Raw genomic sequence first — 24,906 nt, forward strand, 5'->3', positions numbered from 1 at the left:
TAGTCGAGTGCTCCGCCACTGTCAGCCCGTGACCACCAACATCTCCGAGTCGCTGGCGCCGTTCCGGGCCGAGCTTGCCAGCCTGCCGGGCATCGGCCCGAAACTCGCGGCGCTGATCGCGCGCGCGGTGGGCGGGCCGAGCGTGGGCGACCTGCTGTTCCACCTGCCGCTGCATTTCATCGACCGCTCGCGGCAGTCGACGCTGGCGGAGGCGGAACCGGGATCGGTCGCGACGGTGATGGTCGAGGTGGTGCGGCACGAGGCGCCGGCGCGGCGCGGGCAGCCGCACCGGGTGGTGATTCGCGACGCCAGCGGCTTCGGCGAGGTGGTGCTGTTCCACCCCGGGCGGCTCGGCCAGTTTCCGGTGGGCGCGAAACTGCTGCTGTCGGGCAAGATCGAGCGCTTCGCCGACCGCCCTACCCTGCCCCACCCCGATTACGTGCTGCCGGCGGCGCAGGCGGCGAGCCTGCCGGCGATCGAGCCGGTGCGGGGGCTGACGGCGGGACTCACGGCACGGGTGATGGCGCGGGCGGTGGACGGCGCCCTCGCCCGGCTGCCGGAGCTGCCGGAATGGCAGTTGCCCTCGGTGCTGCAAAAGCGGCGCTGGCCGGGCTTTACCGCCGCGCTGCGGACGCTGCACGCGCCCGAATCGATGCCGGACGACCGCCCGGCACGGCGGCTCGCCTATGACGAATTGCTGGCGCGGCAGCTGGCCTTCGCGCTGATCCGCGCGCGGCGGCGGCGGCGGCCGGGGCGCGCCTTTGCCGGCGATGGAAGGCTGCGGGCCGCCGCGCTGGCGCGGTTCGGCTTCGCGCCGACCGATGCGCAGGCGGCGGCACTGGCCGAAATTGACGCCGATCTCGCCGCGCCGCACCGGATGCTGCGGCTGTTGCAGGGCGATGTCGGCGCGGGGAAGACGCTGGTGGCGACGCTGGCGATGCTGCGCGTGGTCGAGGCCGGCGCACAGGCCGCCCTGCTCGCCCCCACCGAATTGCTCGCCCGCCAGCATCTGGCGACGCTCGAAAAACTCTGCCCGGTGCCGGTGGCGCTGCTGACCGGCTCGCTGCGGGCGGCCGAGCGGCGGCTTGTGCTGGCCGGCCTCGCGGATGGGGCGATCCCGATCGTGGTCGGCACCCATGCGATCTTCCAGAAGAGTGTCGCGTTCCACGATCTCGGCCTCGCGGTGATCGACGAGCAGCACCGGTTCGGCGTCGAGCAGCGTTTCGCCCTCGGCGCCAAGGGAAGTGCGACGGACATGCTGGTGATGACGGCGACGCCGATTCCGCGCACGCTGTTGCTCTCGCACTGGGGAGAGATGAGTGTGAGCCGGATTCTGGCGAAGCCCGCCGGACGCAAGCCAATCCGCACCACGCTGCACCCGGCGGGGCGGATGGAGGAGATCGTCGCCGCGGTGGCGCGGATGATCCGCCGGGGCGGGCGGGTGTATTGGGTGTGTCCGCTGGTGGCCGAGAGCGAGGCGGTGGACATCGCGGCCGCCGAGGCGCGGTTCGCCGCACTCGCAGAGCGGTTCGGCGAGCGGGTGGTGCTGGCGCACGGGCGGCAGCCGATCGAGATCCGGGCGGCGGCGCTGGAGCGCTTCGCCCGCGGCGAGGCGGACATCCTGGTCTCGACCACGGTGATCGAGGTGGGGGTGGACGTGCCGGAGGCGAACGTGATGGTGATCGAGCGGGCGGACCGGTTCGGGCTGGCGCAGCTGCACCAGCTGCGCGGGCGGGTCGGGCGCGGGGCGGCGGCGAGTTTCTGCCTGCTGCTGCACGGCGACGAGCTGAGCCAGGCGGCGCGGCGCCGGCTCGCGATCCTGCGGGAGACGGAGGACGGGTTCCGCATCGCCGACGAGGATTTCCGGCTGCGCGGCGGCGGTGACATATTGGGGGCGAAACAGTCCGGCCTGCCCGGCTACCGGCTGGCGGACGCCGAGCGCGACGAGGACCTGATTCCGATGGCGCAGAAGGACGCGACCCTGCTGCTCGACACCGACCCGCACCTGGAAAGCCCGCGCGGCCGGGCGGCGCGGGTGCTGCTGCACCTGTTCGAGCAGGACCGCGCGATCCGCGCGCTGGTGGCGGGATGAGCCGGGCCTATCCGGCGGCGCCGCGCGTCGGCATCGGGGTGGTGCTGCTGCGCGGCGACGAGGTGCTGCTGATCCGCCGCGGCCGCAAGCCCGCACTCGGCGCCTGGAGCCTGCCGGGCGGGGCGCAGGAGCTCGGCGAGACGGCGGAGGCGGCGGCGCGGCGGGAACTGCGCGAGGAGACCGGGCTCGAGGCCGGCGCGCTGGTGCTGGCCGCGCATGTGGACTCGATCCATCGCGACGCGGCGCAGCGGATCGAGTTTCACTACACCATCCTCGATTTCGCCGGGCTGTATCAGGGCGGCGAGGCGGTGGCGGGCGATGACGTGACCGACATCGCCTGGGTCAGGGCGGCGGAGTTCGACCGCTACGAATTGTGGAGCGAGGCGCGGCGGGTGATCGGCATCGCCCGCCGGCTGCTGGTCGTCACATGAACAGTTTCTTGTCCTGCTTCATGCCGGCATAGAGCGGGGCCACCCATTTGCCGTAGCCGTTGTAGATTTGCGTCGGCACCACCTCGCCGGTGCCGATGACGCGCTCGCGCGCCTGGCTCCAGCGGAGGGTGGGGTATTTCGGGTTCACATTGGCCCAGAAGCCGTACATGTCCGGGCTGGTCTTTTCCCAGAAGGTAACCGGCTGCTCCTTGACGAACTCGATGCGGACGAGGGATTTCGCCGATTTGAAGCCGTATTTCCAGGGCAGCACGACGCGGATCGGCGCGCCATCCTGCCTGGGCATCTTCGCGCCGTACATGCCGGTGCCGACGAAGGCGAGTTCGTTCGTCGCCTCCGCCATGGTCAGGCCCTCGTGATAGGGCCAGGGGAAGAACGGGATCGACAGGCCGGGCATCACCTTCGGGTCGGACAGCGTGGTGAAGCGGAGATATTTCGCGCCCGAGAGCGGCTTGGCCAGTTTCACCAGATCGGCGAGCGGAAAGCCTTCCCAGGGGACGACGAGGGACCAGGCCTCGACGCAGCGATGGCGGTAGATGCGGGTTTCGGTGCTGACCTTCTTCATCAGGTCGCCGAAGGAGATGGTGAAGGGCTTTTCCACCATGCCGTCGATGCGGATGGTCCAGGGTTCGGTGGGCAGTTTCTGGGCCTTGCGCCAGATGTCCTTGTTCAGGCCGAATTCGTAGAAATTGTTGTAGGTCTCGACATTGTGGCGCGGGGTGAGGCTGCGCTCGGGGTCGAAACGCGCGGCGGAGGGCGGGTAGTCGGAGATGCGGTCGCCCGGTTTGGCGTTCGCGTTGGCGTTGGTGTCGGCGAGGGCGGCGCCGATCTGGCCGAAGCCGAGCATGGCGCCGCCCAGCGTGGCAAGGGCGGCGCGGCGGTCGAGCGCCAGATGCGGCGGGGTCGCCTCCGTTTCGGGCAGGGACCAGTCCGGTTTGCGGATGACGTGCATGGTTGTTCTCCTCGGGCGATAGATTACTCTGGTGCGCGCAGGCCATTCATCAACCCGCCGTGACCCGCGCGGGACCACCCTTCACAGCTTCGGGACCGCATGACCGACAGACCGATCGACCGCCTCCTCGCCGTCATGGCAGCGCTTCGGCATCCCGAGACCGGGTGCCCGTGGGATCGCGAGCAGGATTTCGCCACCATCGCTCCCTATACGGTCGAGGAGGCCTATGAGGTTGCGGACGCGATCGGAAAAGGCGATGCGGACGCGCTGCGCGACGAGCTGGGCGACCTGCTGTTCCAGGTGGTCTATCACGCGCGGATGGCCGAGGAGCGCGGGTGGTTCGGCTTCGAGGAGGTGGCCGCCGGGATCGCCGAGAAGATGATCCGCCGGCATCCGCATGTGTTCGGCGAGGCCGCGGCGCGGGACCAGGCGGCGCAGACCCGGGCCTGGGAGGCGGACAAGGCGCGCGAGCGGGCGGCACGGGCGGAGAGCGGCGTGCTGGATGGCATCGCCTCGACGCTGCCGGCGCTGATGCGGGCGCGGAAACTGGCGGCGCGGGCGGCGCGGGTCGGCTTCGACTGGCCGGATGCGGATTCGGTGCTCGACAAGCTCGACGAGGAGACGGCGGAGCTGCGCGCCGAGCTGGCGGGGGCGGATCCGGCGCGGATCGAGGACGAGCTGGGGGACATGTTCTTCGTGATGGTCAATCTCGCCCGCAAGCTCGGCTGCGATGGCGAGCAGGCGCTGGCGCGGGCGAATGCGAAGTTCGAGCGCCGGTTCCGCGCGGTGGAGGCGAGGCTCGCCGCCGCCGGGACGACGCCGGAGGCGGCCGGGCTCGCCGAGATGGAAGCGCTCTGGCAGGCGGTGAAGCGGGAGGGCTAGGGCATCCTCCGATCCGTTCGGATCGGAACGTGCTCTAGCCGTAGAGCGCGTCGCGCAGGCGGTGCCAGGTGTCGCGGTCGGTGGCGGCGATGAGGCCGCCATCGATGTCGGCCGGGCGCCAGGCCTCGCCATCCGGCCGGCGGACATGGCCGCCGGCTTCCTCGACGATCAGCGTGCCGGCGGCGTGGTCCCACGGCAAAGTGCGGCGGGAGACCGAGGCGTGCATATGGCCGGAGGCCATGGCGCGGTAGGTGGCGGCGGCGCAGCGCAGGTTGGGCGTCTGCCCGAGGGCGGCGAGACTGCCGAGCACGCGGGATTTTTCGGCCCGCGCCATGTATTGCCAGGAGACCGAGGCGATCATCTGCGCAAGCGGCGCCGGGGCGGCGACGCGCAGGGGCAGCCATTCGGCTGAATCGGACGCGCCGCGGAGCAGGAAGGCGCCGCCGCCGCTTGTGGCGAGCATGGTGTCGTCGCGCAGCGGGTCGTGGATCAGCCCGGCGATGGTTCGATTGTCCTCGACCAGGGCGATCATCAGGCCGAACAGCGGCAGGCCGGCGGCGTAGTTCTGGGTGCCATCGATCGGGTCGATGACGAAGACGGGACCGGGGCCGGCGACCGCGCCGAGCAGGGCGGGATCGGCGGCGACGGATTCCTCGCCGATCACCGCGACATCGGGGAACAGGGCGCGCAGGCCTTCGGTGAGGGCGCGCTCGGCCGCCTCGTCGGCCACCGTGACGGGGTCGAGCGGGCCGGACTTGGTGCGCAGGTCGGCCGGGCCGATATGGCCGAAGCGGGGCATCACGATCGTGCGCGCGACGTCGCGCAGCAGCGCCGCGATGGCGGAAAGGTCGGTTCTGTCAGGCATCATGGGCTGGAATCCGTGGCGGTGGGTCAGGGGACCGGGGCGTGCAGCGCGGCTTCGTGATCGCGCTCGAAACGGGCGCGGTCCTCGGGGCGGAGCCGGACCTCGATGGCGATGGCGTCCTCGCCATCCGCGCGGGAGATCACCTCGCCATGGCGGTAGAGCCAGGCGAGGCCGGCGCCGTCGGCCGGCGCGAGCCAGTAGGTCGCGACCTGCATGGCGCCGGCGAGCCGGGCATCGATCGTGGCGCGCAGCGTGTCGAGATTCTCGCCGGACAGCGCCGAGACGGCGATGGCGGAAGCGCCCGGCAGGTCGCGCGCGGCGGGATCGAGCAGGTCGATCTTGTTCATCACCTCGATGCAGCGGGACGACCAGCCCTCGTCGATCATGCCCGAGCGGGCCATGCCGTCGAGCACGGAGACGACGTCGGCGCGCTGGGCGGCGCTGTCGGGGTGGGCGCAGTCGCGGACATGGAGGATGATGTCGGCGGCGGCGACCTCTTCGAGGGTGGCGCGGAAGGCGGCGACGAGTTCGGTCGGCAGGTCGGAGATGAAGCCCACCGTGTCCGACAGGATGGCCTGGCGGCCGGAGGGCAGGACGATGAGGCGCATCGTCGGGTCGAGGGTGGCGAAAAGCTGGTCCTGCGCGTGGACGGTGGCCCCGGTGAGCGCGTTGAACAGCGTGGATTTGCCGGCATTGGTGTAGCCGACCAGGGCGACGACCGGATAGGGCACGCGGTTGCGCGCGGCGCGGTGCAGGGCGCGGGTGCGGCGGACCTCGTCGAGCTCGCGGCGGAGGCGGGCGATGCGGTCGGTGATCAGGCGGCGGTCCGCCTCGATCTGGGTTTCGCCGGGGCCACCGAGGAAGCCGAAGCCGCCGCGCTGGCGCTCCAGATGGGTCCAGGAGCGGACGAGACGGGAACGCTGGTAGGCGAGATGCGCGAGTTCGACCTGCAACACGCCCTCGGCGGTGCGGGCGCGCTCGCCGAAAATGTCGAGGATCAGGCCGGTGCGGTCGATGACCTTGCACTTCCAGGCGCGTTCGAGATTGCGCTGTTGCACCGGGCTGAGCGTGGAATCGACCACCGCGACGCCGATCTCGGCCTCGGCGATGGACTCGCCGATCCGCCGCACCTGGCCCTCGCCGAACAGGGTGGCGGGGCGGTGCGCGCGGATCTGCACGATTTCGTCATGGGCGATGACGAGGCCGATCGAGGCGGTGAGTCCGATCGCCTCGGCGAGGCGGGCCTCGGCCTCGCGCGGGCCGTTGCGCCCGCCATGTTCCCAAGGCAGCAGGACGGCGGCGCGGGTGGGCGCGGCCTGGGTGGGTATGCTCAACCCGGCCTACCCGGCGTCGCGGTCGGGGTCGCCGGCGCGGCCGAGGCTGAGCGTGGAGCCGCCCGCCGGCGCGGCGCCCTCGGCCTTGGTCGCGTCGAAGAGCTGGATCGGCGCGCCGGGCATCACGGTCGAGATCGCGTGCTTGTAGACGAGCTGGGTGTGCCCGTCGCGGCGGAGGAGGACGGAGAAATTGTCGAACCAGGTGATCACACCCTGGAGCTTCACGCCGTTCACCAGGAACACGGTGACCGGGGTCTTGCTCTTGCGAACGTGATTGAGGAAGACATCCTGCACGTTCTGCGATTTTTCGTTGGCCACGTCTGGAGTCCTTTTTTTCTTGCCGGGCATGGCGGTTGCCATGGCGTGGGTGCATCGGGTCATGGCATCGGGCCGGAACCCGCTGCCGCATGTTCGGCCCCGCCCGTTCGGAGAGCCCGCAAACGGATGCCGCAGGCGGAGATATAGCTCGCCGGGGCGCCGAAACCAATCGGAAGCGCCCGGCATGGGATAAAAAAACGCTTGTGGCGGGTGCATCACACACCCGCCACCATCACAGGGCGCGGCCGGTGGGCCGGCGGAGATCAGGCGCTGGCGCGCCGCATGGCGGCCGGCGCGGTCCAGAACAGGGCTTGGGCGGTCAGCGTCAGCACCAGTTCGGCGCCGGCGCGGGGCAGGCGGATGCCGGCGTTGCCGCTTGTCCAGACTCCGGCATCGCCGCCCGCGCGCGGCAGGCGGCCGGGTGCTGGGATCGCGGTTTCGAGGTCGAGCGCCGCGCCGTCCAGCGCGAGGCCGGCAACCGACAGGCCGAGGCGGCGGCGGTCGGTGGAGACCGGGTCGACCTCGGCGGGGACGAAGGTGCCGGCGAGGAGTTCGAATTCGGTCGCGTTCGCGGGCAGGGCGAAGCGGAACGTGCCGGGCTTCTCCTCGCTGGCCTCGATGATCAGGTCGCCATGGCGGAGCGCGGGGCGGACGCGGACCAGGGCGAAGCCCTGCGCGGCGCGGCGCGCGGCGAGGCGGGCGCGGATCGCGGCCAGGGCGTCGCCGCCGGTGACCAGCGGGGCGCAGCCTTCGGCCTCGCGCCGGGCCTGCATCAGGTCGGGGTGCAGGGTGATCGGTTCGCCGGCGTTCTCGAACAGGCCGCGATGGCCGGTATCGAGGAAGCTTTCCGCCGGCGCGCCCTCGGCCAGCAGGATGTCGTGCCGGTCGAGCTCGACATGGAAATAGGTGACGCGGGAAATTCGGCGGTCGGGTGCGATCATGGTGCCGTCGACCAGATCCTTCGCCTGGACCAGCACGCCGTCGAGGAACAGGGCGTGGTCGGGCGAGACCACGAGGTCGCGCGCGGGGACGCCATCGGCCAGCGCGCCGGCGGCGATGCGGACCGGGCGGACCAGTTCGGGGCGCGGATGGCGGCTGAGGTCGAGCGTGCGGCGGCCGATCCAGACCACGCGGCGTTCGGCGCCGGTGGCGGTGAGGACGGCATCGCCGGCCCGCAAGGATTCGACCGGGGTCTCGCCGGCCGGGGTGCGGATCTGCGTGCCGGCGGCGAAGCAGGGGTTGATGTCGCTGCCCGTGGTGATGGTGAAGGCGTATCCGCCGGACTCGGACGGAGGGCCGGGTTCGGCCGAGGAGTCGCCGAAATCGCTAAGGCCGACCGAGATGGTCAGCGTGCCGGTGGAAGGGATGCTGCCGAACATGGACTGCTCGATCGCGTTGATGAACGGCGCGAGTGACGTATTCAGTGTCGGTCCGTACTCGAGGTTGATGAGGGGACTGTCGGTGATGATCAGACCATCCGAGGCGTAAATCCTGAAATCCTGGCTCACGGCGAGGCTGGCGATATTTTGGAACGTCATGACATCGCTCGGCGCCGAGGGCGAGGTGTCGAAATTGGAGAAGTCGGTCGTGGCATCGGCCAGGACGATCGTGTCGTTCGGTCCGAAATGCTGGATGTTGCCGCCCAGTTCGATCGCGGTGACGGCCGTCGTGATCCCCACGAGGGTTACGGAAAGGGCGGACGGCTCGATGACGAGATCGGTCGGGGCCGACCCCGTCGTTGGAAATGAAAAGTTGCTGGTCAGCGATGCATTGAGAATCAGCGTATCACCAGAAGGTATTGTCACATCGGACATGCCGCTCTCCCGCGTTCAAATATGTCTGAAATTTGAAATATTCTGACGCGATGATAAGCAACGACAACAAGAGATTCAATTTTTTTAATGCTTCAGCCGACGCGAATTTAACGTTATGTTATCTTATGATGCGAATGAATTCATAAAATGAAACCGCCTCCCAGAACGCGGGACTCGCGATAGACGACGCAGGCCTGGCCGGGGGCGGCGAGAGCGGGGGTGTCGAGGGTGACGAGGTTGCGGGCGATGTCGATCTCGGCGGGGTGCGGCGTCTCGCCGGCGCGGAGCTTGACGCTGGCGCGGAACGGGGCGGCGGGCGGATCGATCAGCCAGTTCGGCTCGGCGATCCGCACCTCGCGACCGCCGGCGCCGCGGGGGCCGACGACGATGCGGCGGCGGGCGGCGTCGATCCGGGTGACGACATGGCCGGAGGCGGCGCCGAGGCGCTTGGCCTGGCCCACCGTGTAGCGGGCGATGCCCTGGTGACGGTCGAGCACGGCGCCGTCCTCGGTGACGATCTCGCCGGGGGCGGCGGCATCGGGGCGGAGCTTCGCGACGATGTCGGCATAGGTGCCGGAGGGGACGAAGCAGATGTCCTGGCTGTCCGGCTTTTCGGCGACGGGCAGGTTCATCCGCGCGGCCTCGGCGCGGACGGCGTCCTTGTCCGGCATGGTGCCGAGGGGGAAGCGGGAGAATGCGAGCTGGTCGCGCGTGGTGGCGAAGAGGAACCAGGACTGGTCGCGCCGTGCATCGACCGCGCGGTGAAGCTCCGCTCCCTCCGGCCCGTCCTCGCGGCGGACATAGTGGCCGGTGGCCAGCGCCTCGGCGCCGAGATCGCGGGCGAGGCCGAGCAGGTCGCCGAACTTGAGGTGCTGGTTGCAGCGCACGCAGGGCACGGGGGTGCGGCCCTCGGCGTAGGATTCGGCGAAATCGCCGATCACCGCGGCGCGGAAGGCGGCCTCGGCGTCGATCACGTAATGGGCGATGCCGAGACGGTCGGCGACGTTGCGGGCGTCGTGGATGTCCTGCCCGGCGCAGCAGGCCCCCTTGCGGCCGGTGGCCGCGCCGTGATCGTAGAGCTGGAGGGTGACGCCGATCACCTCGTGCCCGGCCTCGTGCATCAGCCCGGCGACGACCGAACTGTCCACCCCGCCGGACATGGCGACGACGACGCGCACGATCTCAGCCGTTCTGCGCGTTCCGCACGCCGGCGGGCAGCTTCACGACGAGCCCGTCCAGCGCCGGGGACATCACGATCTGGCAGCCGAGGCGGGAGGTCTTTTCCAGGCCGAAGGCGAGGTCGAGCATGTCCTCCTCGTCTTCCGAGGCGGCGGCGAGCTTCGCGAACCAGTCGGGATCGACGATGACATGGCAGGTCGAGCAGGCGAGCGAACCCTCGCAGGCGCCCTCGATGTCGATCCCGTGCTTGTGGGCGATTTCGAGCACCGACAGGCCGGACGGCGCGTCCACCGTCCGGCGCGTGCCGTCGCGCTCGATGAAAGTCATGTTCGGCATTTGAAACCCTTGAAACCGTTGCGTGGTGGAAGGCGCGCGCCGTTCCGCCGCCGTTCACGCTGCCGAGGTAGAGACATGCGCGGATTTGCGCAAGGCGCGGGCGGCAAGACGCCGATATGCGGCGAGGAAACGGGCGGGCGCGTCGTCCGGCGCGTTCCAGGGCAACGAGACGCGGATGGCGTTGCCGGCGAGATCGCCGAGGCCCATGGCGGCGAGAACGTGGCTGCTGGCGACCTTGCCGGAGGAGCAGGCCGAGCCGGCGGAAACGCGGATGCCGTCGAGATCGAGCGCGATGACCTGGGCTTCGGCGGCAAGGCCGGGCAGGACGAGGCAGGCCGTGTTCGGCAAACGCGGGGCCCCGGCGCCGGCGATGCGGGCGCCGCAGTCGCGCGCGCCGGCCTCGATCGCATCGCGCAGGGCGGCGAGGCGCGGATCGGGGCATGTGGTTGCGTGGGCGGCGTCGAGGGCGGCGGCGAAGCCGGCGATGCCGGGCAGGTTGTGCGTGCCGCCGCGGCGGCCGCGCTCCTGCCCGCCGCCGCGGATCAGCGGCGCGAAGGCGGACGCGGCCTCGGGCGCGAGCAGCAGGGCGCCCACCCCTTTCGGGCCGCCGAGCTTGTGCGCGGAGATCGCGACGCTGGACGCCCCCTGGGCGAGATAATCGGGATCGGCGACGCGGCCGGCGGCCTGCACGGCATCGACATGCAGGCGCGTGCCCTGCGCGGCGCAGAGGGCGGCGATGGCGGCGATGTCGTTCAGCACGCCAGTTTCGTTGTTCGCCGCCATGACGCAGGCGAGTGCCGGGCGGTGCGCGGCCAGCAGGGCGGCGAAGCCGGCCTGGTCGAGCCGGCCGGCGGCATCGACCGGGGCGATGAGGGCGGCGGGGGCGGCGGCGCGCACGGCATCGTGCTCGGTGGCGCCGATCACGATGGCGCCGCCGCCCGCGAGGCCGTGGATCGCCATCGCGTTCGCCTCGGTCGCGCCCGCGCAGAAGACGACGTCTTCCGGCCGGGCGCCGAGGCGTGCGGCAAGGGCGGCGCGGGCGGATTCGAGCAGCTTGCGCGCGGCCCTGCCATCGGCGTGGACGGAGGCCGGATTGCCGACGAGATCGAAGGCGGCGAGCACCGCCTCGCGGGCTTCGGGGCGCAGCGCCTCGGTCGCGTTGGCGTCGAGGTAGAGGCCCGGCTCAGCCCCGGGCAACGGGCTCGTCATGGTCGGTTTCGCGCGGCCCGGCACGATCCGGTTCGCGCCGCTCGGCATGTTCCGTTTCGCGCCGTTCGGCATGCTCCGTTTCGCGCCGTTCGGCGCGGGCCATGCGGGCCTCGAGGTCGGTCAGTTCGGTGCGCAGCCGCTCGATCTCGCCCAGCAGCGGGTCGAGGCAGGGGTCGCAGGGCGTGCCGTAGGGGTCGAAGCGGGGCTTGGGTGGGCGGGTCGCCGAGCCGCGCTCGACCGGGCGGGCGGGGATGCCGACCACCGTGGTGTTCGCCGGCACGTCGGCCACCACCACGGCGTTGGCGCCGATGCGGGCGTTCTCGCCGATCAGGATGTTGCCCAGCACCTTGGCGCCGGCGCCGATGATGACGTTGTTCGCAACCGAGGGATGGCGCTTGCCGCGCTCGCTCGACGTGCCGCCGAGCGTGACCTGATGGTAGAGATAGACATCGTCGCCCACTACCGCGGTTTCGCCGATGACCACGCCCATGCCGTGATCGATCATGCAGCGGCGGCCGATCGTTGCCCCCGGATGGATCTCGATGCCGGTCGCCATGCGGGCGAGATGGGAGATGAACCGCCCGGCCAGGCGCAGCCGGCGCTGCCAGAACCAGTGCGCGACGCGGTGCAGCAGGACGGCATGCAGGCCCGGATAGCACAGCAGGACCTCGAGATCCGAACGGGCAGCGGGGTCGCGCTGGCGGTAGGCCCGGATGGTCTCACGCAAAAACATGCGGCTCATGCGACATTTCCGTGGAAAATTTCAATCCTATCCACTAATTGTGGATGCCTCCGGCGAGATGTGGCGCTGCGGAGCCGGATTGAAAGCACAGGGAGAAACATTTTTGGCAAGGGCCCGGCCCGGCGAACACGGCGGAACGGCACGGCCCTCCGCTGGCTCTTTGGACTGCCGCATTGAACGGGCCAGACGCGAATCACACGGTTCATCCTTACGAGAGACAATGATTGTCACGTTCAGGAGAGTAGGTATGCAGACCGGACCGGTCAATAATGCGCGGATTATGCCTATATATAGTGGTAGCCTAGTCCGATTTCCCGGATCCGGCGGCACCTGAACGGGTTCGCCGAGCGGCCGGGGGGCCGCGTTGACCGGAACCTTCGATATCCGCCCATCCCCGATATCGGATGACCTGACGATCGAGTGAGAAAGACCAGACAAGACCATGCCTGAAGTTATGTTTGCCGGGCCGGACGGCCGACTTGAAGGACGCTATCATCACGCCAAGGACCGCGGCGCGCCGCTTGCCCTCGTGCTGCACCCGCACCCGCTGCATGGCGGGACGATGAACAACCGCATCACCTACACGATGTATCAGGTGTTCCAGCGCCTCGGCTTCTCGGTGATGCGGTTCAATTTCCGCGGCGTCGGCCGCAGCCAGGGCAGTTATGACGGCGGGATGGGCGAGATCAACGACGCCGCCGCCGCGCTCGACTGGATGCAGGCGCTGAACCCGGGACATGGCGGGCTGTGGATTTCCGGCTATTCCTTCGGCGCCTTCGTCGGCATGCAGCTGCTGATGCGCCGGCCGGAAGTGTCGGGCTGGATCAGCGTCGCTCCGCCGGCGGCGCATTACGATTTCGGCTTCCTCGCCCCCTGCCCTTGCGGCGGCCTGATGATCCACGGCGACGCCGACGAGCTGGTGCCCGAGATTTCGGTGCGCAAGCTGGTGGACAAGCTGAACACGCAGAAGGGTGTCGCCGTCGATTACCGCGTGCTGGAGGGCGCCGATCACGTGTTCGCCAACCATGCCGACGCGATCGGCCAGGCGGTGGAGGCCTATGTCAGCGGCGAGATCGCCCGCAAGCACATGGCGCTGGCCGCCGACTGAGCCCCTGATCGCGACGCAGTCCGCAACGCCCGGCCCCGCGAGGGACCGGGCGTTTTTCATGGGGCGCCGGAAGCCGGCCCCGAATCGGCGACATGAAGTTCGATTCCGAGCGTACCGATCAGCGCGGCGATCGGCGGCGGCGGCGGCTGGTCGGTATAGAGGGCGGAAACCTGCGCGAGCGTGCCGATCCGCACCATCGCCGGACGGCCGAATTTCGAATGGTCGGTCACCAGCACGACACGGCGGGCATTGCGGATGATCGCCTGCGAACAGATCACCTCGTCCATGTCGAAATCGTAGAGCGCGCCGTCGGCATCGATGCCGGAGACGCCGATGATGCCGATATCGACGCGGAACCGGTCGAACATGTCGCGGGTGGCCTGGCCGGTGATGCCGCCATCGCGGTTGCGCACCATGCCGCCGGCGACGATGACGCGGAAATCGGTGTCCTCGCTCATGATCCGCGCGACGTTGAGGTTGTTGGTAATCACCGAAAGGTCGTGATGGCCGAGCAGGGCGCGGGCCACCTGCTCCGTTGTCGAACCGATATTGATGAAGAGCGAGGCGTGTTCGGGAATGTCCGCCGCCACCATGTCGGCGATGCGCTGCTTCGCCTCGAGATGCACGACGCGGCGGCGCTGGTATTCCATGTTCTCGACGCTGGACGGCAGGCCGGCGCCGCCGCGATAGCGGCTGAGCTTGCCGTCCGCCGCGAGGGCATTGAGATCCCGGCGGATGGTCTGCACCGTCACGTCGAAATGGCGGGCCAGCGCCTCGATGGTCTGAAATCCGTTCGAGCCGACCAGGGCGACGATTTCGGCCCGCCGGCTGATGGATGCGGAATTGTCCGACACGCGCTTCCCCCTGTTTCAGGCGCGATGCCGGCCGGCCGGCTTTCGCTTGCGAACATCATTGGAGCACGGCGGATCAAAACGCAACCATCGTCCCCGCATCCAGCGCTTTCCGACCCTGAAGGATCGGATGCCATGCCTTATCATATTGACAATCAGAGCGACGGTTCACGGAGACAAAAAAACCCGGCGGACAGTGCCGCCGGGTCGATTTCGTCCGGAGAACCGGAAGCAGGGCGGCGGTCAGTCGCCCTTCTTGCTCCGGGGCGAGCCGGAAGCGGGCGCCTGGCTCGCGGGCTTGGTGCCGAGACCGATCTTCTTGGCAAGGTTGGAGCGCTGCTTCGCATAGGCGGGCGCGACCATCGGATAGTCGTTCGCAAGGCCCCAGCGTTCACGATACTGTTCAGGCGTCAGGTTATAGGCCGACTTCAGATGACGGCGAAGCATCTTGAGCTTCTTTCCGTCTTCGAGACAGATAATGTAGTCGTTGAAGACTGACTTCTTCGGATTGACAGCCGGTTCCAGCGGCGGCGGCGGTTCCTCGACTGGCTGCTCGGTGCCGCTGAGGCTCTGATAGACATCCCGGATGAGCGCCGGCAGCATTTCGGCGGAAACCGAATTGTGCGATACATGCGCCGACACGATCTGCGCCGTCAGTTGAAGGAGTTGCTGGTTATCCTGGCTCTCCGGCATGATTTGTCCTTTTATGAAGTCAAAAACAATGTTGAACTTCCGGCTGATTTGGAACATTTCCGGATGAATTGCAAGAATTTGCCGCAAAAAATCGTCCGAAAGGAGCAGGTAATTCGGGTAACAACTGTTCCATTTTTTGTGCATGATTAGGAAACGGTAATGCAGGACACGAAAATCATGGAACTCCCCGCCCATGACAGGGCAATCGACATTACTGCCGAAACCTGTCCGATGACTTACGTGCGCACGCGACTCGCGCTCGATTCGATGGCGGCGGGCGAGGTTTTGCTGGTCCGGCTGCGCGGCGCGGAGCCGCGGGCGAACGTTCCCCGCGCGGCGTCCGACCAGGGCCACGACCTGCTCGACATGGTCGATCTGCCGGATGGCAGCGCTATTCTGGTGATCCGGAAAGCCGAAGACTGAACAGAAGGGCATCGCGCCCGGCGCCATAGTAATCGCGCCGGCGGCCGGCGGCGATGAAGCCGGCGGCGCGGTAGAGGGCGATGGCCGCGGCGTTATCGGCCTCGACCTCGAGGAACACGGTTTCGGCCCCGCGCGCCCGCGCCGCAGCGAGGGCGGCGGTGAGCAGCGCGCGGGCAAGGCCGCGGCGGCGGGCCGGCGGGGCGACGCCGATGGTGAGGATTTCGGCCTCGCCGGCGACGGCGCGGGCGATGACGAGACCGCCGGCGGGGTCGAGAAAGCCGAAGGTCGTCGGATTGTCGAGCAGCGCGGCGAAGGCGGAGCCTGGCCACGGGTCGTCCGGAAAGGCGGCTTCGTGGAGGGCGGCCAGGGCTTCGGCGTGGACCCGGTTGACGGGCGCCGGGCCGGAGCCGTTCACGGGCGCGGGGGCGGACGCAGGCCGCCGGCGGGCAGGCGCGCCTCGGGCGGGTCGACATAGAGCGGCTGGGCCGGACGCGGCGCCAGCCCGGCGGCGAGGCGCCGGCGCAGGGCGGTGGCGATGCCGCCGATGGCGCAGGCGCGCAGGCCGGTCAGCAGGACGTCGTGACCGCGCGCGGCGAGACGGGCGGCGGCCTCGGCGGCGCGGTCGCCGGCGAGGGCGACCGGACCGTCCGGCGAGGGCAGATCGGCGTCGTCGAAGGCGGCGGCCACACCGTCGCGTTCCAGGAAGACGCGGCCACGCCGCGCCGCGGTGACGACCCAGAGCTTTCGGGCAAGATCGGGCAGCATCGCCGCCATCGCCTCGCCCACGGTGACGCCGTGGACCGGAATGCCGGCGGCGAGGCTGATCCCCTGCCCAAGGGCCAGGGAAGCGCGCAGGCCGGTGAAGCTGCCGGGGCCGATGGTGACGGCGACGCCGTCGAGGCCGGCGGCGGGCTGTCCCGCCTCGGCGAGGCAGTCCGCCGCCCAGACCGGCAGCAAATCGGCAAGGCCGGTCTCGGGCGCGCCCTCGCGGGCGGCGAGAACCTGTTCGCCCGCGATCACGCCGACATGGGCGCGCTTCAGCGCGGCATCGAGCACCAGCAGGCGCGCGGCGGGCGGCGCCATCTCAGAGCAGGACGCAGGCTTCGTCGAATTCGAGGCGCGGGGCGCGGGGGAACGGGTCGTCTTTCTGGCCATGGCCGAGATTGACGAGGAAATTCGAACGCCATCCCTGTTCGGAAAGGAAAATCTGGTCGACCTTCGCCTTGTCGAAACCGGACATCGGCCCGCAATCGAGCCCGAGGGCACGCGCGGCCATGATGAGATAGGCACCTTGCAGCGTGCCGTTGCGGAAGGCGGTTTCCTCGGCGAGGTCGGGGTTGCCGGCGAACCAGGCGCGGGCATCGGCGTGCGGGAAAAGCTTCGGCAGGTTCTCGTAGAATTGCGGATCGTGCGCGACGATGACGGTGACCGGCGCGGCCATCGTCTTCTCGATATTGCCGGGGTTGAGGGCGGGTTTCAGCCGCTCGCGCGATTCCGCGCTGCGCAGGAAGAGGAAGCGCGCGGGCGAGCAGTTGGCCGAGGTGGGGCCGTTCTTCAGCAGGTCGTAGAGCTGGTGAAGGGTTTCGTCCGGCACCGGGTCGGCCGTCCAGGCGGATTTGGTGCGGGCGGTGCGGAACAGCGCGTCGAGCGCGCCGTCATCGAGCGTCATGCGGACTCTCCGTTCAGCTGGGGGACGGCGGGGATCGCCGGCTCAGGCCATCACCTGCCGGACCGATTTCACTTCGGGCACGTAATGCTTGAGCAGGTTCTCGATACCCATCTTGAGCGTCGCCGTCGAGGACGGGCAGCCGGAGCAGGCCCCCTGCATGTGCAGCGAGACGATACCGTCGCGGAAGCCGCGGAAGACGATGTCGCCGCCATCGCCGGCGACCGCCGGGCGGACCCGCATGTCGAGCAGTTCCTTGATCTGGTCGGCAATCTCGCGGTCGGCCGGATCGACGTCCTCGTCCACCTCGGCCTGGGCGCCGGCCATGACCGGGCGGCCGGAGAGATAATGCTCCATGATCGCGCCGAGCACCTGCGGCTTGAGGGAGGTCCATTCGGTACCGTCATCGCGGGTGACGGAGACGAAATCGGCGCCGAGGAAGACGCGGACGACGCCCGGCAGCGCGAACAGCGCCTCGGCCAGCGGGCTCGCGGCGGCGGCATCGGCGGAGTCGAAATCGGCCGAGCCCTGGCCGAGCACCTCGCGGCCGGGGAGGAATTTCAGCGTGGCCGGATTGGGGGTGACATCGGTTTCGATGAACATGGAAGACACTCCGTATTTCAAACCGGACCTGTGCGGTCCTTTCGGCACAACATCGTCCCGATCGGGGCAAAGGACAAGGGGGGCTGACGCAGGGCAAAACCGCGGATGAATTCGGCGTAGGCCATGATTCCGACACGGCGGCGCCAGCATCGCGTCATGAAACGCAGGCTAAGGCGGAGCGGTTCAACCAACCGGAGTTCCGACATGAAGCCGATTCGCTCCCTCCGCGCCCACGCCCCCGCCGCCTTGCTGGCCGCGACCATGGCCGGCGCCTCGATCGCCGCCCTCGCCCTGCCCCATGCGCGCGCCGCAACCCCCGAGACCAAGACCACGACGGCGGCCACCCCGCATTCGCCCGTGCTCAAGCATGTCGATCACCGGCTGGCGGCGCTGAAGACGAAACTCGGCATCACCAAGGCCGAGCAGGCGGCCTGGCATGGCTTCGCCCAGGTCTCGCGCGACAACGCGACCTCGATCGCCGCCCTCTACCAGAGCCGGGCCGCGCATCTCGCCACGATGAACGCGGTGCAGAACATGGAGTCCTTCGCCGCGATCCAGGCGAAGCAGGCGGACAACATGAACAAGCTGACCGCCGCGTTCCAGACGCTCTACACGAAGCTGGACGCCACGCAGCAGAAGAAGGTGGACGCGATGTTCCGCGCCTATGCGAAGCGGCACCTCGAACACCGGAAGCTGCACGCGAAGGGGTGAGCTCCCCCGTCAGCGCTCGGCGAGGACGAGGCGGCGCCGGCGGCCCGCGCGCAGCGGGATGACGCCGGCGACGTCCTTCGTCGCCTCGGTGAGGATGATGCCGCCGGCCTGGGCGGCGATGCGCCGGCCGGCGCGCTCGACCAGCGGGGCGGCGCGGAGGATGGCGCGGCCGCCGAGCGGGGGGAGGAACAGGGCGGCGTCGCGCCGCTCGACCCGGAACAGCGAGTCGGCCAGCATGCGGCCGAGCTGGGAGGGCGAATAGGGCTGGCCGTGGCCGAAGGGCGTGCGTTCGAGATAGGCCCAGGGCGAGGCGCGGTTGGGCACGACCACGATCATCCGCCCCTCGGGGCGCAGCACCCGCCAGGCCTCGCGCAGCAGGCGGCGGGCGGTTTCGGCGTGTTCGAGACCGTGGATCAGCAGCAGCCGGTCGACGCTGACATCGGCGAAGGGCAAGGCATCCTCCTCGACCAGCACGCTGAGGCCGGGGCGGGAGACGGGCCAGGGGGCGGCGCCGATCTGCGCCGGCACGGCGGCGATGCAGCGCGCCGCCTGATCCCGCCAGAGCCGCAGATAGGGGCCGGGATAGCCGAGGCCGAGCACCTCGCAGCCGCGCGCCTCGGGCCAGAACTCCCGCAGCCGGGCGCGAATCAGCCGCGCGGTGGCGGCGCCGCGCGGCGTGGCGTAGAAATCGGCGATCGAGGGCGCATCGAGACGCATCCCTCCACCTATAGCATGTGAGAAGGACGGATCATGGCGATTTCCCATCGCGGCTTCACGATCACGCGTGTGCCGATGCTCGCTGACAATTACGCCTGGCTGGTGGCGCATGGCGGGGCGAGCGCCTTCGTCGACCCGGCGGACGCGGCGGCGGCGATCGAGGCCGTCGAGGCGGCGGGCGGGCGGCTGGACTGGGTGCTGCTGACGCATCATCACGACGACCACATCGCCGGGGCGGTGGACCTCGCGGCCCGGTTCGGCGCGCGCATCGCCGGCAATGCGGCGGATGCGGCGCGGCTGCCGAGGCTGGATGCGGCGCTGGCGCCGGGGCAGACGATCGATCTTGGCGGAGAAGCCGTGCGGATGATCGCGACGCCGGGGCATACGGTCGGGCATGTCACCTACCTGTTCGGCGATGCGGCGGCGGCCTGCGGCGATACGCTGTTCAGCCTCGGCTGCGGGCGGATGTTCGAGGGCACGCCGGCGCAGTTCCATGCCAGTCTGCAGGCGCTGGCGGCGCTCGACCCCGAGACGCTGATGCTGTGCGGGCATGAATATACGCTGTCGAACGCGCGGTTCGCCCGCCATGTCGACCCGGACAACGCGGCGCTGGCGGCGCGGGCGGCGGAGGCGGAGCGGCTGCGCGCGGCGGGCGCGCCGACGCTGCCGGTGCGGCTCGCCGACGAGCTGGCGGCCAACCCGTTTCTCCGCGCCGCCTCGGCCGAGGAATTCGCCCGGCTGCGCGCCGCCAAGGATAAATTCTGACGCTGGCGACGGGCCGGGGCAGAAGTCTGACCCTGGCCGCGGGAAGGAGCAGGAGTCTGACCCCGGCGGCGGGCCGGGGCAAAAATCAGGGCGAGAGCAGCGGGGCGATCTGGTCGAGCACGGCGGCGTCCTCGATCGTCGGCGGGATGACCGGCTGCGCGCCGTTCGCCATCTGCTTCATCGTGGCGCGGAGGATCTTGCCGGAGCGGGTCTTGGGCAGGCGCTGGACCACCAGCGCGTCCTTGAACGCGGCGACCGGGCCGATGCGCTCGCGCACCAGGGCGACGAGCTCGGCGGCGATTTCGGCATCCGCCCGGGCGACGCCGGATTTCAGCACGACGAGGCCGAGCGGCACCTCGCCCTTCACCGCGTCGTGCCGGCCGATCACGGCGCATTCGGCGACATCGGGGTGGGCGGCGAGAACCTCTTCCATCGCGCCGGTCGAGAGGCGGTGGCCGGCGACGTTGATGATGTCGTCGGTGCGGCCCATCACCCAGATGTCGCCATCCTCATCGACCATGCCGGCATCGCCGGTGCGATACCAGCCGGGGAAGGTTTCGAGATAGGCGCGGCGGTAGCCCTCGTCGTCGTGCCAGAGGGTGGGGGCGCAGCCGGGGGGCAGCGGCAGGCGGATGGCGAGGGCGCCAACCTCGCCGGAGGGCATCAGCCCGCCCTCGGGGTTGAGCGCCCGGACCTCGTAGCCGGGACAGGGGCGGCCGCCGGAGCCGGGCTTGAACGCGGTGAGGCCGAGGCCACGGAAGCGGGCGGAGATCGGCCAGCCGGTTTCGGTCTGCCACCAGTTGTCGATCACCGGCCTGCCGAGCAGGGCGGCGATCCATTCGGCGGTCGGCGGGTCGCAGCGCTCGCCGGCGAGGAACAGGGCTTCGAGTTTCGAGAGATCGTGCTGGCGGGTGAGCGCGCCCTCGGGGTCCTGCTGCTTGATCGCGCGCAGGGCGGTGGGGGCGGTGAACAGGGTTTTGACCCCGTGCTGGGCGCAGACGCGCCAGAAGGCGCCGGCATCCGGCGTGCCGACGGGCTTGCCCTCGTACATCACGGTGGTGACGCCGGCGAGCAGCGGGGCATAGACGATATAGGTGTGGCCGACGACCCAGCCGACATCCGAGGCGGTCCACATCACCTCGCTCGCGCTGCCGGGGCCGGGATGGACGTCGTACATCAACGGGATGGTGGCGGCGAGGGCGACGGCGTGGCCGCCATTGTCGCGGACGATGCCCTTGGGCCGGCCGGTGGTGCCGGAGGTGTAGAGCACATAGAGCGGGTCGGTCGCGGCGACGGGGACGGGATCGTGCGGGGCGGCGGCGGCCTCGGCGTCGAGATAATCCTCGTCGCGGCCGGGGACGAGATCGGCGCGCAGGGCCTCGCGCTGGAAGATCAGGCAGGCGCGCGGCTTGTGGGCGGCGCGCTCCAGGGCGGCGTCGAGGATCGGCTTGTAGGGCACGACGCGGCCGGGTTCGAGGCCGCAGGAGGCGGCGATGACGAGTTTCGGCTCGGCGGAATCGATGCGGCTGGCCAGCTCGGGGGCGGCGAACCCGCCGAAGACGACGGAATGAATGGCGCCGAGCCGCGCGCAGGCCAGCATCGCGATCGCCGCTTCGGGGACCATCGGCATGTAGATCACCACGCGGTCGCCCTTCGCGACACCGCGGGCGGCGAGCGCGCCGGCGAGTTTCGCCACCCGGTCGCGCAGGGCGCGGTAGGTGTAGCGGGCGATGCGGCCTTCCATCGCGCTGTCCCAGATCAGGGCGATGCGCTCGCCGGCGCCGGCGGCGATGTGACGGTCGAGGCAGTTGGCGGCGGTGTTCAGCGTGCCGCCCGGAAACCAGCGGCCGAACGGCCCCTGGGCGGGATCAAAAACCTTTTCATAGGGGGTGATCCAGTCGATCCGGCGGGCGGCCTCGTCCCAGTAGGCCTCGGGGGCCCGATGCCAAGAATCGTAGCGCGCCTGGTATTCGCTGGACATGTTTTCCGCTCCCTCGCTTCCGTTGGCCGGTCGTTACGGAGAGACTAGGAGCAAGCCGGGCGGCGGGCAATCGGGACGGAGGAGTCGCTTGCGCGAGGCGAGATCCGGCAGCACGAAACCGCGCGTTGGCGCAGTCTGGCAGCGCGGAATAGCGCGCTGCTTGAGCCTGGCAGCGCGGAGGCGCGCGCTGCTGGAGGTCCGGGCGGGAATCGAACCCACATCCAAGGATTTGCAGTCCTCTGCATAGCCACTCTGCCACCGGACCGGCGCGCGACTGAGTGCGGCTTATCGGGCCGGGCCGGGTTCCGGTCAAGCCCCGCGGCGGAGGATGGCTTTGCCCGATCGCGCCCCGCGTCCTATAGAGGGGCGGCCCCAGCGTAGAGGATCCCCGATGTCGGACAATGAACGGTATTTCCGCGACGCCCGCACCCTGATGGTGGACGGCCAGATCCGGCCCAACAATATCGCGGATGACCGGGTCATCACCGCGATGCGGACGATCCGGCGCGAGCGGTTCTGCCCGCCGGCGCAGACGGGCCGCGCCTATTCCGATGCCGACCTGCCGCTCGGCCATGGCCGGTTCATGCCGGCGCCGCTGACGATCGCGCGTCTGGCGCAAGCCGCCGCCACGCATCCGGGCACGCGGGTGCTGGTGGTGGGGGCCAACACCGGCTACGGCGCCGCGGTGCTCGCCTCCGGCGGCGCGGCGGTGGTGGCTCTCGAGGAAGACGAGGCGCTGCGCGCCATGGCGGCGGAAGCGCTGGCGGCGGAGGCGGCGGATGTGAGGCTGGTGGCCGGGCCGCTTGCGGCCGGGGCGCCGGCGCAGGCGCCGTTCGACGTCATCGTGATCGAGGGCGCGGTGGACATGCTGCCGGCGGCCTTCGCGGCGCAACTGGCGCCGGGGGGCCGGCTCGTCACCATCCTGAACGATGACGGCATCGGCCGGCTGGTGGTTGCCGAGGCGGTGGGCGGCGCCTTCGCGCACCGGACGCTTGCCGACCGGAACGCGCCGTTGTTAGCATCGTTCCAGCGTAAGGCGGCATTCAGTTTTTGATCATAAAGAAATGATAGGTTTCATGTCCTCTTTTCAGGAGACACGGCATTTGCAGGCATTGCGAGCGAAACCGGGATGGCGGCGTCGGGCCGCGCTCTGGGCCGCGCTGCCGATGGCGGCGCTGCTGGCGGCGCCGGCGGCGCGGGCCGGCGACGCAAGGCCCTCGACCCTGACCGCGGCGCTGGCGGAAGCCTATTCGAACAATCCGACCCTGCAGGAACAGCGGGCGACGCTGCGCGCCACCGACGAGAACGTGCCGGCGGCGCTTTCCGGCTGGCGGCCCACCGTCACGATCCAGGGGTCGGCCGGGCGCGTCGACGAGACCACGGAATCCGCGTTCAACACCACCAATCCGTTCACCGGCACGCCAACCCTGACGCGCAACAGCCTGACCGCGGCGCGCAACGACGCGACCGGGCAGATCACCGTCAACCAGTCGATCTTCGATGGCGGGCTGACCGCCGCCAAGCTGCATGAGGCGAAGAACAGCGTCTACGCCGCCAGGGCGCAGCTGCTCGCGACCGAGCAGACCGTCTTCGCCAAGGTGGTCAATGCCTACGTGACCGTCATCACCGACCGTCACCTGCTCGATCTCGACATCAACAACGAGAACGTCCTCGCCCAGCAGCTGCGCGCAGTGAAGGACCAGTTCAATGTCGGCGAGATCACCGAAACCTCGGTGGCGCAGGCCGAGGCCTCGCTCGCCGGGGCGCAGGAACAGGTCGCGGTGGCGAAGGGCAACCTGCATATCGCCGACGAGAGCTTCCGCCAGCTTGTCGGCTCCTATCCGGCGCGGACACTGGTGCCGCCGCAGCCGCTCGAACTGCCGGTGCGGGGCAAGACCCCCCTCGCCCATGCCGCGCTGCGCAACAATCCCGACGTGGTGGCGGCGCTGTTCACCATGGCGTCGAAGAAGGATTCGGTCGATGCCGCGGTGGCCGGGCTCGGGCCGCAGCTCTCCCTCTCGGCCTCGGCCTTCGACGAGTCGAACCCCGGCGGGCCGCATTCGCGCTCCACCGGCGGGCAGATCCTCGCCAACCTGACCATCCCGCTCTACCAGGGCGGCAAGGAATATGCCGCGATCCGGCAGGCGCGGGACAATGTGCAGTATGCCTATTCGGCGGTGATCGACGCCCAGCGGACGGCGGTGCAGCAGGCGACCCAGGCATGGGAGGGGCTGAAGGCCTCGAAGGCGGCGATCGTCAGCACCCGCGCGCAGATCAAGGCCGACGCGATCGCGCTCGACGGCACCGAGCGGCAGGAAATCGTCGGCACGCGCGACACGCTCGACGTGCTGAACGCGCAGCAGCTCCTGTTCAACGCGCAGACCACGCAGATCCAGAACATCGCCAACGAGGTCGAGCAGTCCTATGCGATCGCCGCCGCGATCGGCCGGCTGACGGCGACCGATCTCGCCCTGCCGGTGACGCATTACGACGACCTCAAATACTACGACACCGTGAAGGACGCCCTGTTCGGCAATGGCGACGTCGCGTTCCGCAACGCCGGCATCGCCCCGGACGGCACCCTTCTCGCCCGGCCCAAAATGGCGCCAAGCGGCCCGACCGAACTGCATATCCAGCCCGAGGACACACACCCATGAGCGGAACGCCAACGGACCCCGCGGCCGAACCCTCGATGGACGAAATCCTTTCCTCCATCCGCCGCATCCTGAAAGATGACGATGCCGTCGCCATGCCGGCGCCAGACGTGCCCGAGGAGGCGGGGAAACCCGTGCTCGATCTCGATCCGTCGATGATCGTGGCCGAGGGGCGCGGCCCTGGGAAGGCCGGCGGCGCGGCCGAGTTCGAGCAGCCGGGCGCCGTCGCCTCGGCGCCGGCGCTGTCGCCGGCGACGCCGCCGGGCATGGCCACCGGACAGACGGTCGATGCCGCCGCGATGTCGCTGCAGAATCCGGAACGCCTGGTCAGCGCCGAGGCCGCGGAGCGCGCCGCGAGCCATATCGACTCGCTGCGCCGCACGGTTTCGGCGGATCGGGGACTTTCGCTCGGCCGCGGCGACCTCACGATCGAGGACGTCGTCCGCTCGGAAGTGCGCCCGCTGCTGAAGGCCTGGCTCGACGCCCATCTGCCCAATCTCGTGGAGCGGATCGTCCGCGCCGAGATCGAGCGGCTGATCGGCGAGGAGGGCCGCTAGGCCGC

27 protein-coding genes and 1 tRNA gene are annotated in these 24,906 nt (G+C 69.8%); 10 read left to right on the forward strand and 18 right to left on the reverse strand.

Annotated features, from left to right (window positions below; all coding sequences use genetic code 11):
- Positions 1 to 28: 28 nt before the first annotated feature.
- Positions 29 to 2,092 carry an ATP-dependent DNA helicase RecG gene (recG, locus tag ACRY_RS11220; protein ID WP_155856367.1) on the forward strand — a complete coding sequence of 688 codons (2,064 nt, stop codon included), beginning with the start codon at positions 29 to 31 and terminating at the stop codon, positions 2,090 to 2,092.
- On the forward strand, positions 2,089 to 2,523 hold the full coding sequence (locus ACRY_RS11225; protein ID WP_011942468.1) for an NUDIX hydrolase: 435 nt from the start codon (positions 2,089 to 2,091) through the stop codon (positions 2,521 to 2,523). Before recG ends, ACRY_RS11225 begins: the two co-directional genes overlap by 4 nt.
- Here the strand turns inward: ACRY_RS11225 and msrP are convergent.
- On the reverse strand, positions 2,516 to 3,493 hold the full coding sequence (gene msrP, locus ACRY_RS11230; RefSeq protein WP_011942469.1) for a protein-methionine-sulfoxide reductase catalytic subunit MsrP: 978 nt from the start codon (positions 3,491 to 3,493) through the stop codon (positions 2,516 to 2,518). The genes ACRY_RS11225 and msrP overlap by 8 nt on opposite strands.
- Positions 3,494 to 3,592: 99 nt before the next feature.
- On the opposite strand from msrP, the gene mazG reads away from it, so the two are divergent.
- Positions 3,593 to 4,375 (forward strand): nucleoside triphosphate pyrophosphohydrolase, encoded by a 783-nt coding sequence (gene mazG / locus ACRY_RS11235; protein WP_011942470.1) that lies wholly within the window; start codon positions 3,593 to 3,595, stop codon positions 4,373 to 4,375.
- Positions 4,376 to 4,409: 34 nt separating this feature from the next.
- Here mazG and ACRY_RS11240 read toward each other — a convergent pair whose 3' ends face one another.
- The 8 genes from ACRY_RS11240 to cysE all read right to left on the reverse strand — a co-directional run bounded on the left by ACRY_RS11240 (position 4,410) and on the right by cysE (position 12,172).
- Entirely contained in the window at positions 4,410 to 5,243 is an 834-nt protein-coding gene (locus ACRY_RS11240; RefSeq protein ID WP_007423555.1) for an inositol monophosphatase family protein, read from the reverse strand.
- Between the two features lie 23 nt (positions 5,244 to 5,266).
- Positions 5,267 to 6,574 (reverse strand): GTPase HflX, encoded by a 1,308-nt coding sequence (hflX, locus tag ACRY_RS11245; RefSeq protein ID WP_007423554.1) that lies wholly within the window; start codon positions 6,572 to 6,574, stop codon positions 5,267 to 5,269.
- A gap of 6 nt (positions 6,575 to 6,580) precedes the next feature.
- Complete coding sequence (hfq, locus tag ACRY_RS11250; RefSeq protein ID WP_007423553.1) at positions 6,581 to 6,892, reverse strand: RNA chaperone Hfq; 312 nt, start codon at positions 6,890 to 6,892, stop codon at positions 6,581 to 6,583.
- A 263-nt stretch (positions 6,893 to 7,155) separates the two neighbouring features.
- Entirely contained in the window at positions 7,156 to 8,706 is a 1,551-nt protein-coding gene (locus tag ACRY_RS18130) for a Hint domain-containing protein (protein WP_011942472.1), read from the reverse strand.
- A 140-nt stretch (positions 8,707 to 8,846) separates the two neighbouring features.
- The gene (mnmA, locus tag ACRY_RS11260) at positions 8,847 to 9,884 is read right to left on the reverse strand and encodes a tRNA 2-thiouridine(34) synthase MnmA (RefSeq protein WP_011942473.1); all 1,038 of its coding nucleotides are present in this window, start codon (positions 9,882 to 9,884) and stop codon (positions 8,847 to 8,849) included.
- A gap of 4 nt (positions 9,885 to 9,888) precedes the next feature.
- Complete coding sequence (locus tag ACRY_RS11265; protein WP_007423728.1) at positions 9,889 to 10,221, reverse strand: ferredoxin family 2Fe-2S iron-sulfur cluster binding protein; 333 nt, start codon at positions 10,219 to 10,221, stop codon at positions 9,889 to 9,891.
- Positions 10,222 to 10,275: 54 nt separating this feature from the next.
- On the reverse strand, positions 10,276 to 11,430 hold the full coding sequence (locus ACRY_RS11270) for a cysteine desulfurase family protein (protein ID WP_050751147.1): 1,155 nt from the start codon (positions 11,428 to 11,430) through the stop codon (positions 10,276 to 10,278).
- A complete protein-coding gene (gene cysE / locus ACRY_RS11275; protein WP_007422906.1) occupies positions 11,405 to 12,172 on the reverse strand; it encodes a serine O-acetyltransferase in 768 nt (255 codons plus the stop codon). The genes ACRY_RS11270 and cysE overlap by 26 nt, the downstream gene beginning before the upstream one ends.
- A gap of 442 nt (positions 12,173 to 12,614) precedes the next feature.
- Here cysE and ACRY_RS11280 point away from each other — a divergent pair, with 442 nt between their 5' ends.
- Positions 12,615 to 13,280 carry an alpha/beta hydrolase gene (locus ACRY_RS11280; protein WP_011942475.1) on the forward strand — a complete coding sequence of 222 codons (666 nt, stop codon included), beginning with the start codon at positions 12,615 to 12,617 and terminating at the stop codon, positions 13,278 to 13,280.
- Between the two features lie 56 nt (positions 13,281 to 13,336).
- On the opposite strand, the gene ACRY_RS11285 is transcribed toward ACRY_RS11280, so the two are convergent.
- Together ACRY_RS11285 and ACRY_RS11290 are read right to left on the reverse strand one after the other, a co-directional pair.
- Complete coding sequence (locus ACRY_RS11285) at positions 13,337 to 14,134, reverse strand: DeoR/GlpR family DNA-binding transcription regulator (protein ID WP_007422904.1); 798 nt, start codon at positions 14,132 to 14,134, stop codon at positions 13,337 to 13,339.
- A gap of 240 nt (positions 14,135 to 14,374) precedes the next feature.
- Positions 14,375 to 14,824, reverse strand: coding sequence for a MucR family transcriptional regulator (locus tag ACRY_RS11290; protein WP_011942476.1), 450 nt, complete (start codon positions 14,822 to 14,824; stop codon positions 14,375 to 14,377).
- Between the two features lie 159 nt (positions 14,825 to 14,983).
- Between ACRY_RS11290 and ACRY_RS11295 the strand changes: the two genes are divergently transcribed.
- Entirely contained in the window at positions 14,984 to 15,247 is a 264-nt protein-coding gene (locus tag ACRY_RS11295; RefSeq protein WP_007422902.1) for a sulfurtransferase TusA family protein, read from the forward strand.
- Here ACRY_RS11295 and ACRY_RS11300 read toward each other — a convergent pair.
- The 4 genes from ACRY_RS11300 to ACRY_RS11315 are packed head-to-tail and all read right to left on the reverse strand — an operon-like array spanning position 15,216 to position 17,516.
- The gene (locus ACRY_RS11300) at positions 15,216 to 15,662 is read right to left on the reverse strand and encodes a GNAT family N-acetyltransferase (RefSeq protein WP_011942477.1); all 447 of its coding nucleotides are present in this window, start codon (positions 15,660 to 15,662) and stop codon (positions 15,216 to 15,218) included. The two genes, ACRY_RS11295 and ACRY_RS11300, sit on opposite strands and share 32 nt — an antisense overlap.
- Entirely contained in the window at positions 15,659 to 16,330 is a 672-nt protein-coding gene (tsaB, locus tag ACRY_RS11305; RefSeq protein WP_011942478.1) for a tRNA (adenosine(37)-N6)-threonylcarbamoyltransferase complex dimerization subunit type 1 TsaB, read from the reverse strand. Before tsaB ends, ACRY_RS11300 begins: the two co-directional genes overlap by 4 nt.
- A 1-nt stretch (position 16,331) precedes the next feature.
- Positions 16,332 to 16,916, reverse strand: coding sequence for a malonic semialdehyde reductase (locus tag ACRY_RS11310; protein WP_007423328.1), 585 nt, complete (start codon positions 16,914 to 16,916; stop codon positions 16,332 to 16,334).
- A 42-nt stretch (positions 16,917 to 16,958) separates the two neighbouring features.
- Positions 16,959 to 17,516 (reverse strand): NifU family protein, encoded by a 558-nt coding sequence (locus ACRY_RS11315; RefSeq protein WP_007423329.1) that lies wholly within the window; start codon positions 17,514 to 17,516, stop codon positions 16,959 to 16,961.
- A 204-nt stretch (positions 17,517 to 17,720) separates the two neighbouring features.
- On the opposite strand from ACRY_RS11315, the gene ACRY_RS11320 reads away from it, so the two are divergent.
- Positions 17,721 to 18,227: a Spy/CpxP family protein refolding chaperone gene (locus ACRY_RS11320; RefSeq protein ID WP_011942479.1), complete on the forward strand. Its 507-nt coding sequence runs from the start codon at positions 17,721 to 17,723 to the stop codon at positions 18,225 to 18,227.
- Positions 18,228 to 18,236: 9 nt separating this feature from the next.
- Here ACRY_RS11320 and ACRY_RS11325 read toward each other — a convergent pair whose 3' ends face one another.
- Entirely contained in the window at positions 18,237 to 18,944 is a 708-nt protein-coding gene (locus ACRY_RS11325; protein WP_007423331.1) for a class I SAM-dependent methyltransferase, read from the reverse strand.
- Positions 18,945 to 18,977: 33 nt separating this feature from the next.
- On the opposite strand from ACRY_RS11325, the gene gloB reads away from it, so the two are divergent.
- Complete coding sequence (gene gloB, locus ACRY_RS11330; protein WP_011942480.1) at positions 18,978 to 19,709, forward strand: hydroxyacylglutathione hydrolase; 732 nt, start codon at positions 18,978 to 18,980, stop codon at positions 19,707 to 19,709.
- 85 nt (positions 19,710 to 19,794) lie between these two features.
- Here the strand turns inward: gloB and ACRY_RS11335 are convergent, their stop codons facing one another.
- Together ACRY_RS11335 and ACRY_RS11340 are read right to left on the reverse strand one after the other, a co-directional pair.
- Positions 19,795 to 21,690, reverse strand: coding sequence for an AMP-binding protein (locus ACRY_RS11335; RefSeq protein WP_011942481.1), 1,896 nt, complete (start codon positions 21,688 to 21,690; stop codon positions 19,795 to 19,797).
- 191 nt (positions 21,691 to 21,881) lie between these two features.
- Positions 21,882 to 21,955, reverse strand: a tRNA-Cys gene (locus tag ACRY_RS11340).
- 126 nt (positions 21,956 to 22,081) lie between these two features.
- Between ACRY_RS11340 and ACRY_RS11345 the strand changes: the two genes are divergently transcribed.
- Genes ACRY_RS11345 through ACRY_RS11355 form a run of 3 tightly spaced genes read left to right on the forward strand, consistent with a single transcriptional unit; the run spans position 22,082 to position 24,901 of the window.
- Positions 22,082 to 22,744: a protein-L-isoaspartate O-methyltransferase family protein gene (locus ACRY_RS11345; protein ID WP_011942482.1), complete on the forward strand. Its 663-nt coding sequence runs from the start codon at positions 22,082 to 22,084 to the stop codon at positions 22,742 to 22,744.
- Between the two features lie 22 nt (positions 22,745 to 22,766).
- Positions 22,767 to 24,347: a TolC family outer membrane protein gene (locus ACRY_RS11350; RefSeq protein ID WP_050751115.1), complete on the forward strand. Its 1,581-nt coding sequence runs from the start codon at positions 22,767 to 22,769 to the stop codon at positions 24,345 to 24,347.
- Positions 24,344 to 24,901, forward strand: a complete 558-nt coding sequence (locus tag ACRY_RS11355; protein ID WP_011942484.1) for a DUF2497 domain-containing protein — start codon at positions 24,344 to 24,346, stop codon at positions 24,899 to 24,901. Before ACRY_RS11350 ends, ACRY_RS11355 begins: the two co-directional genes overlap by 4 nt.
- Positions 24,902 to 24,906 lie beyond the last annotated feature (5 nt).

The organism is Acidiphilium cryptum JF-5 (genome assembly GCF_000016725.1).
GTDB lineage: Bacteria > Pseudomonadota > Alphaproteobacteria > Acetobacterales > Acetobacteraceae > Acidiphilium > Acidiphilium multivorum.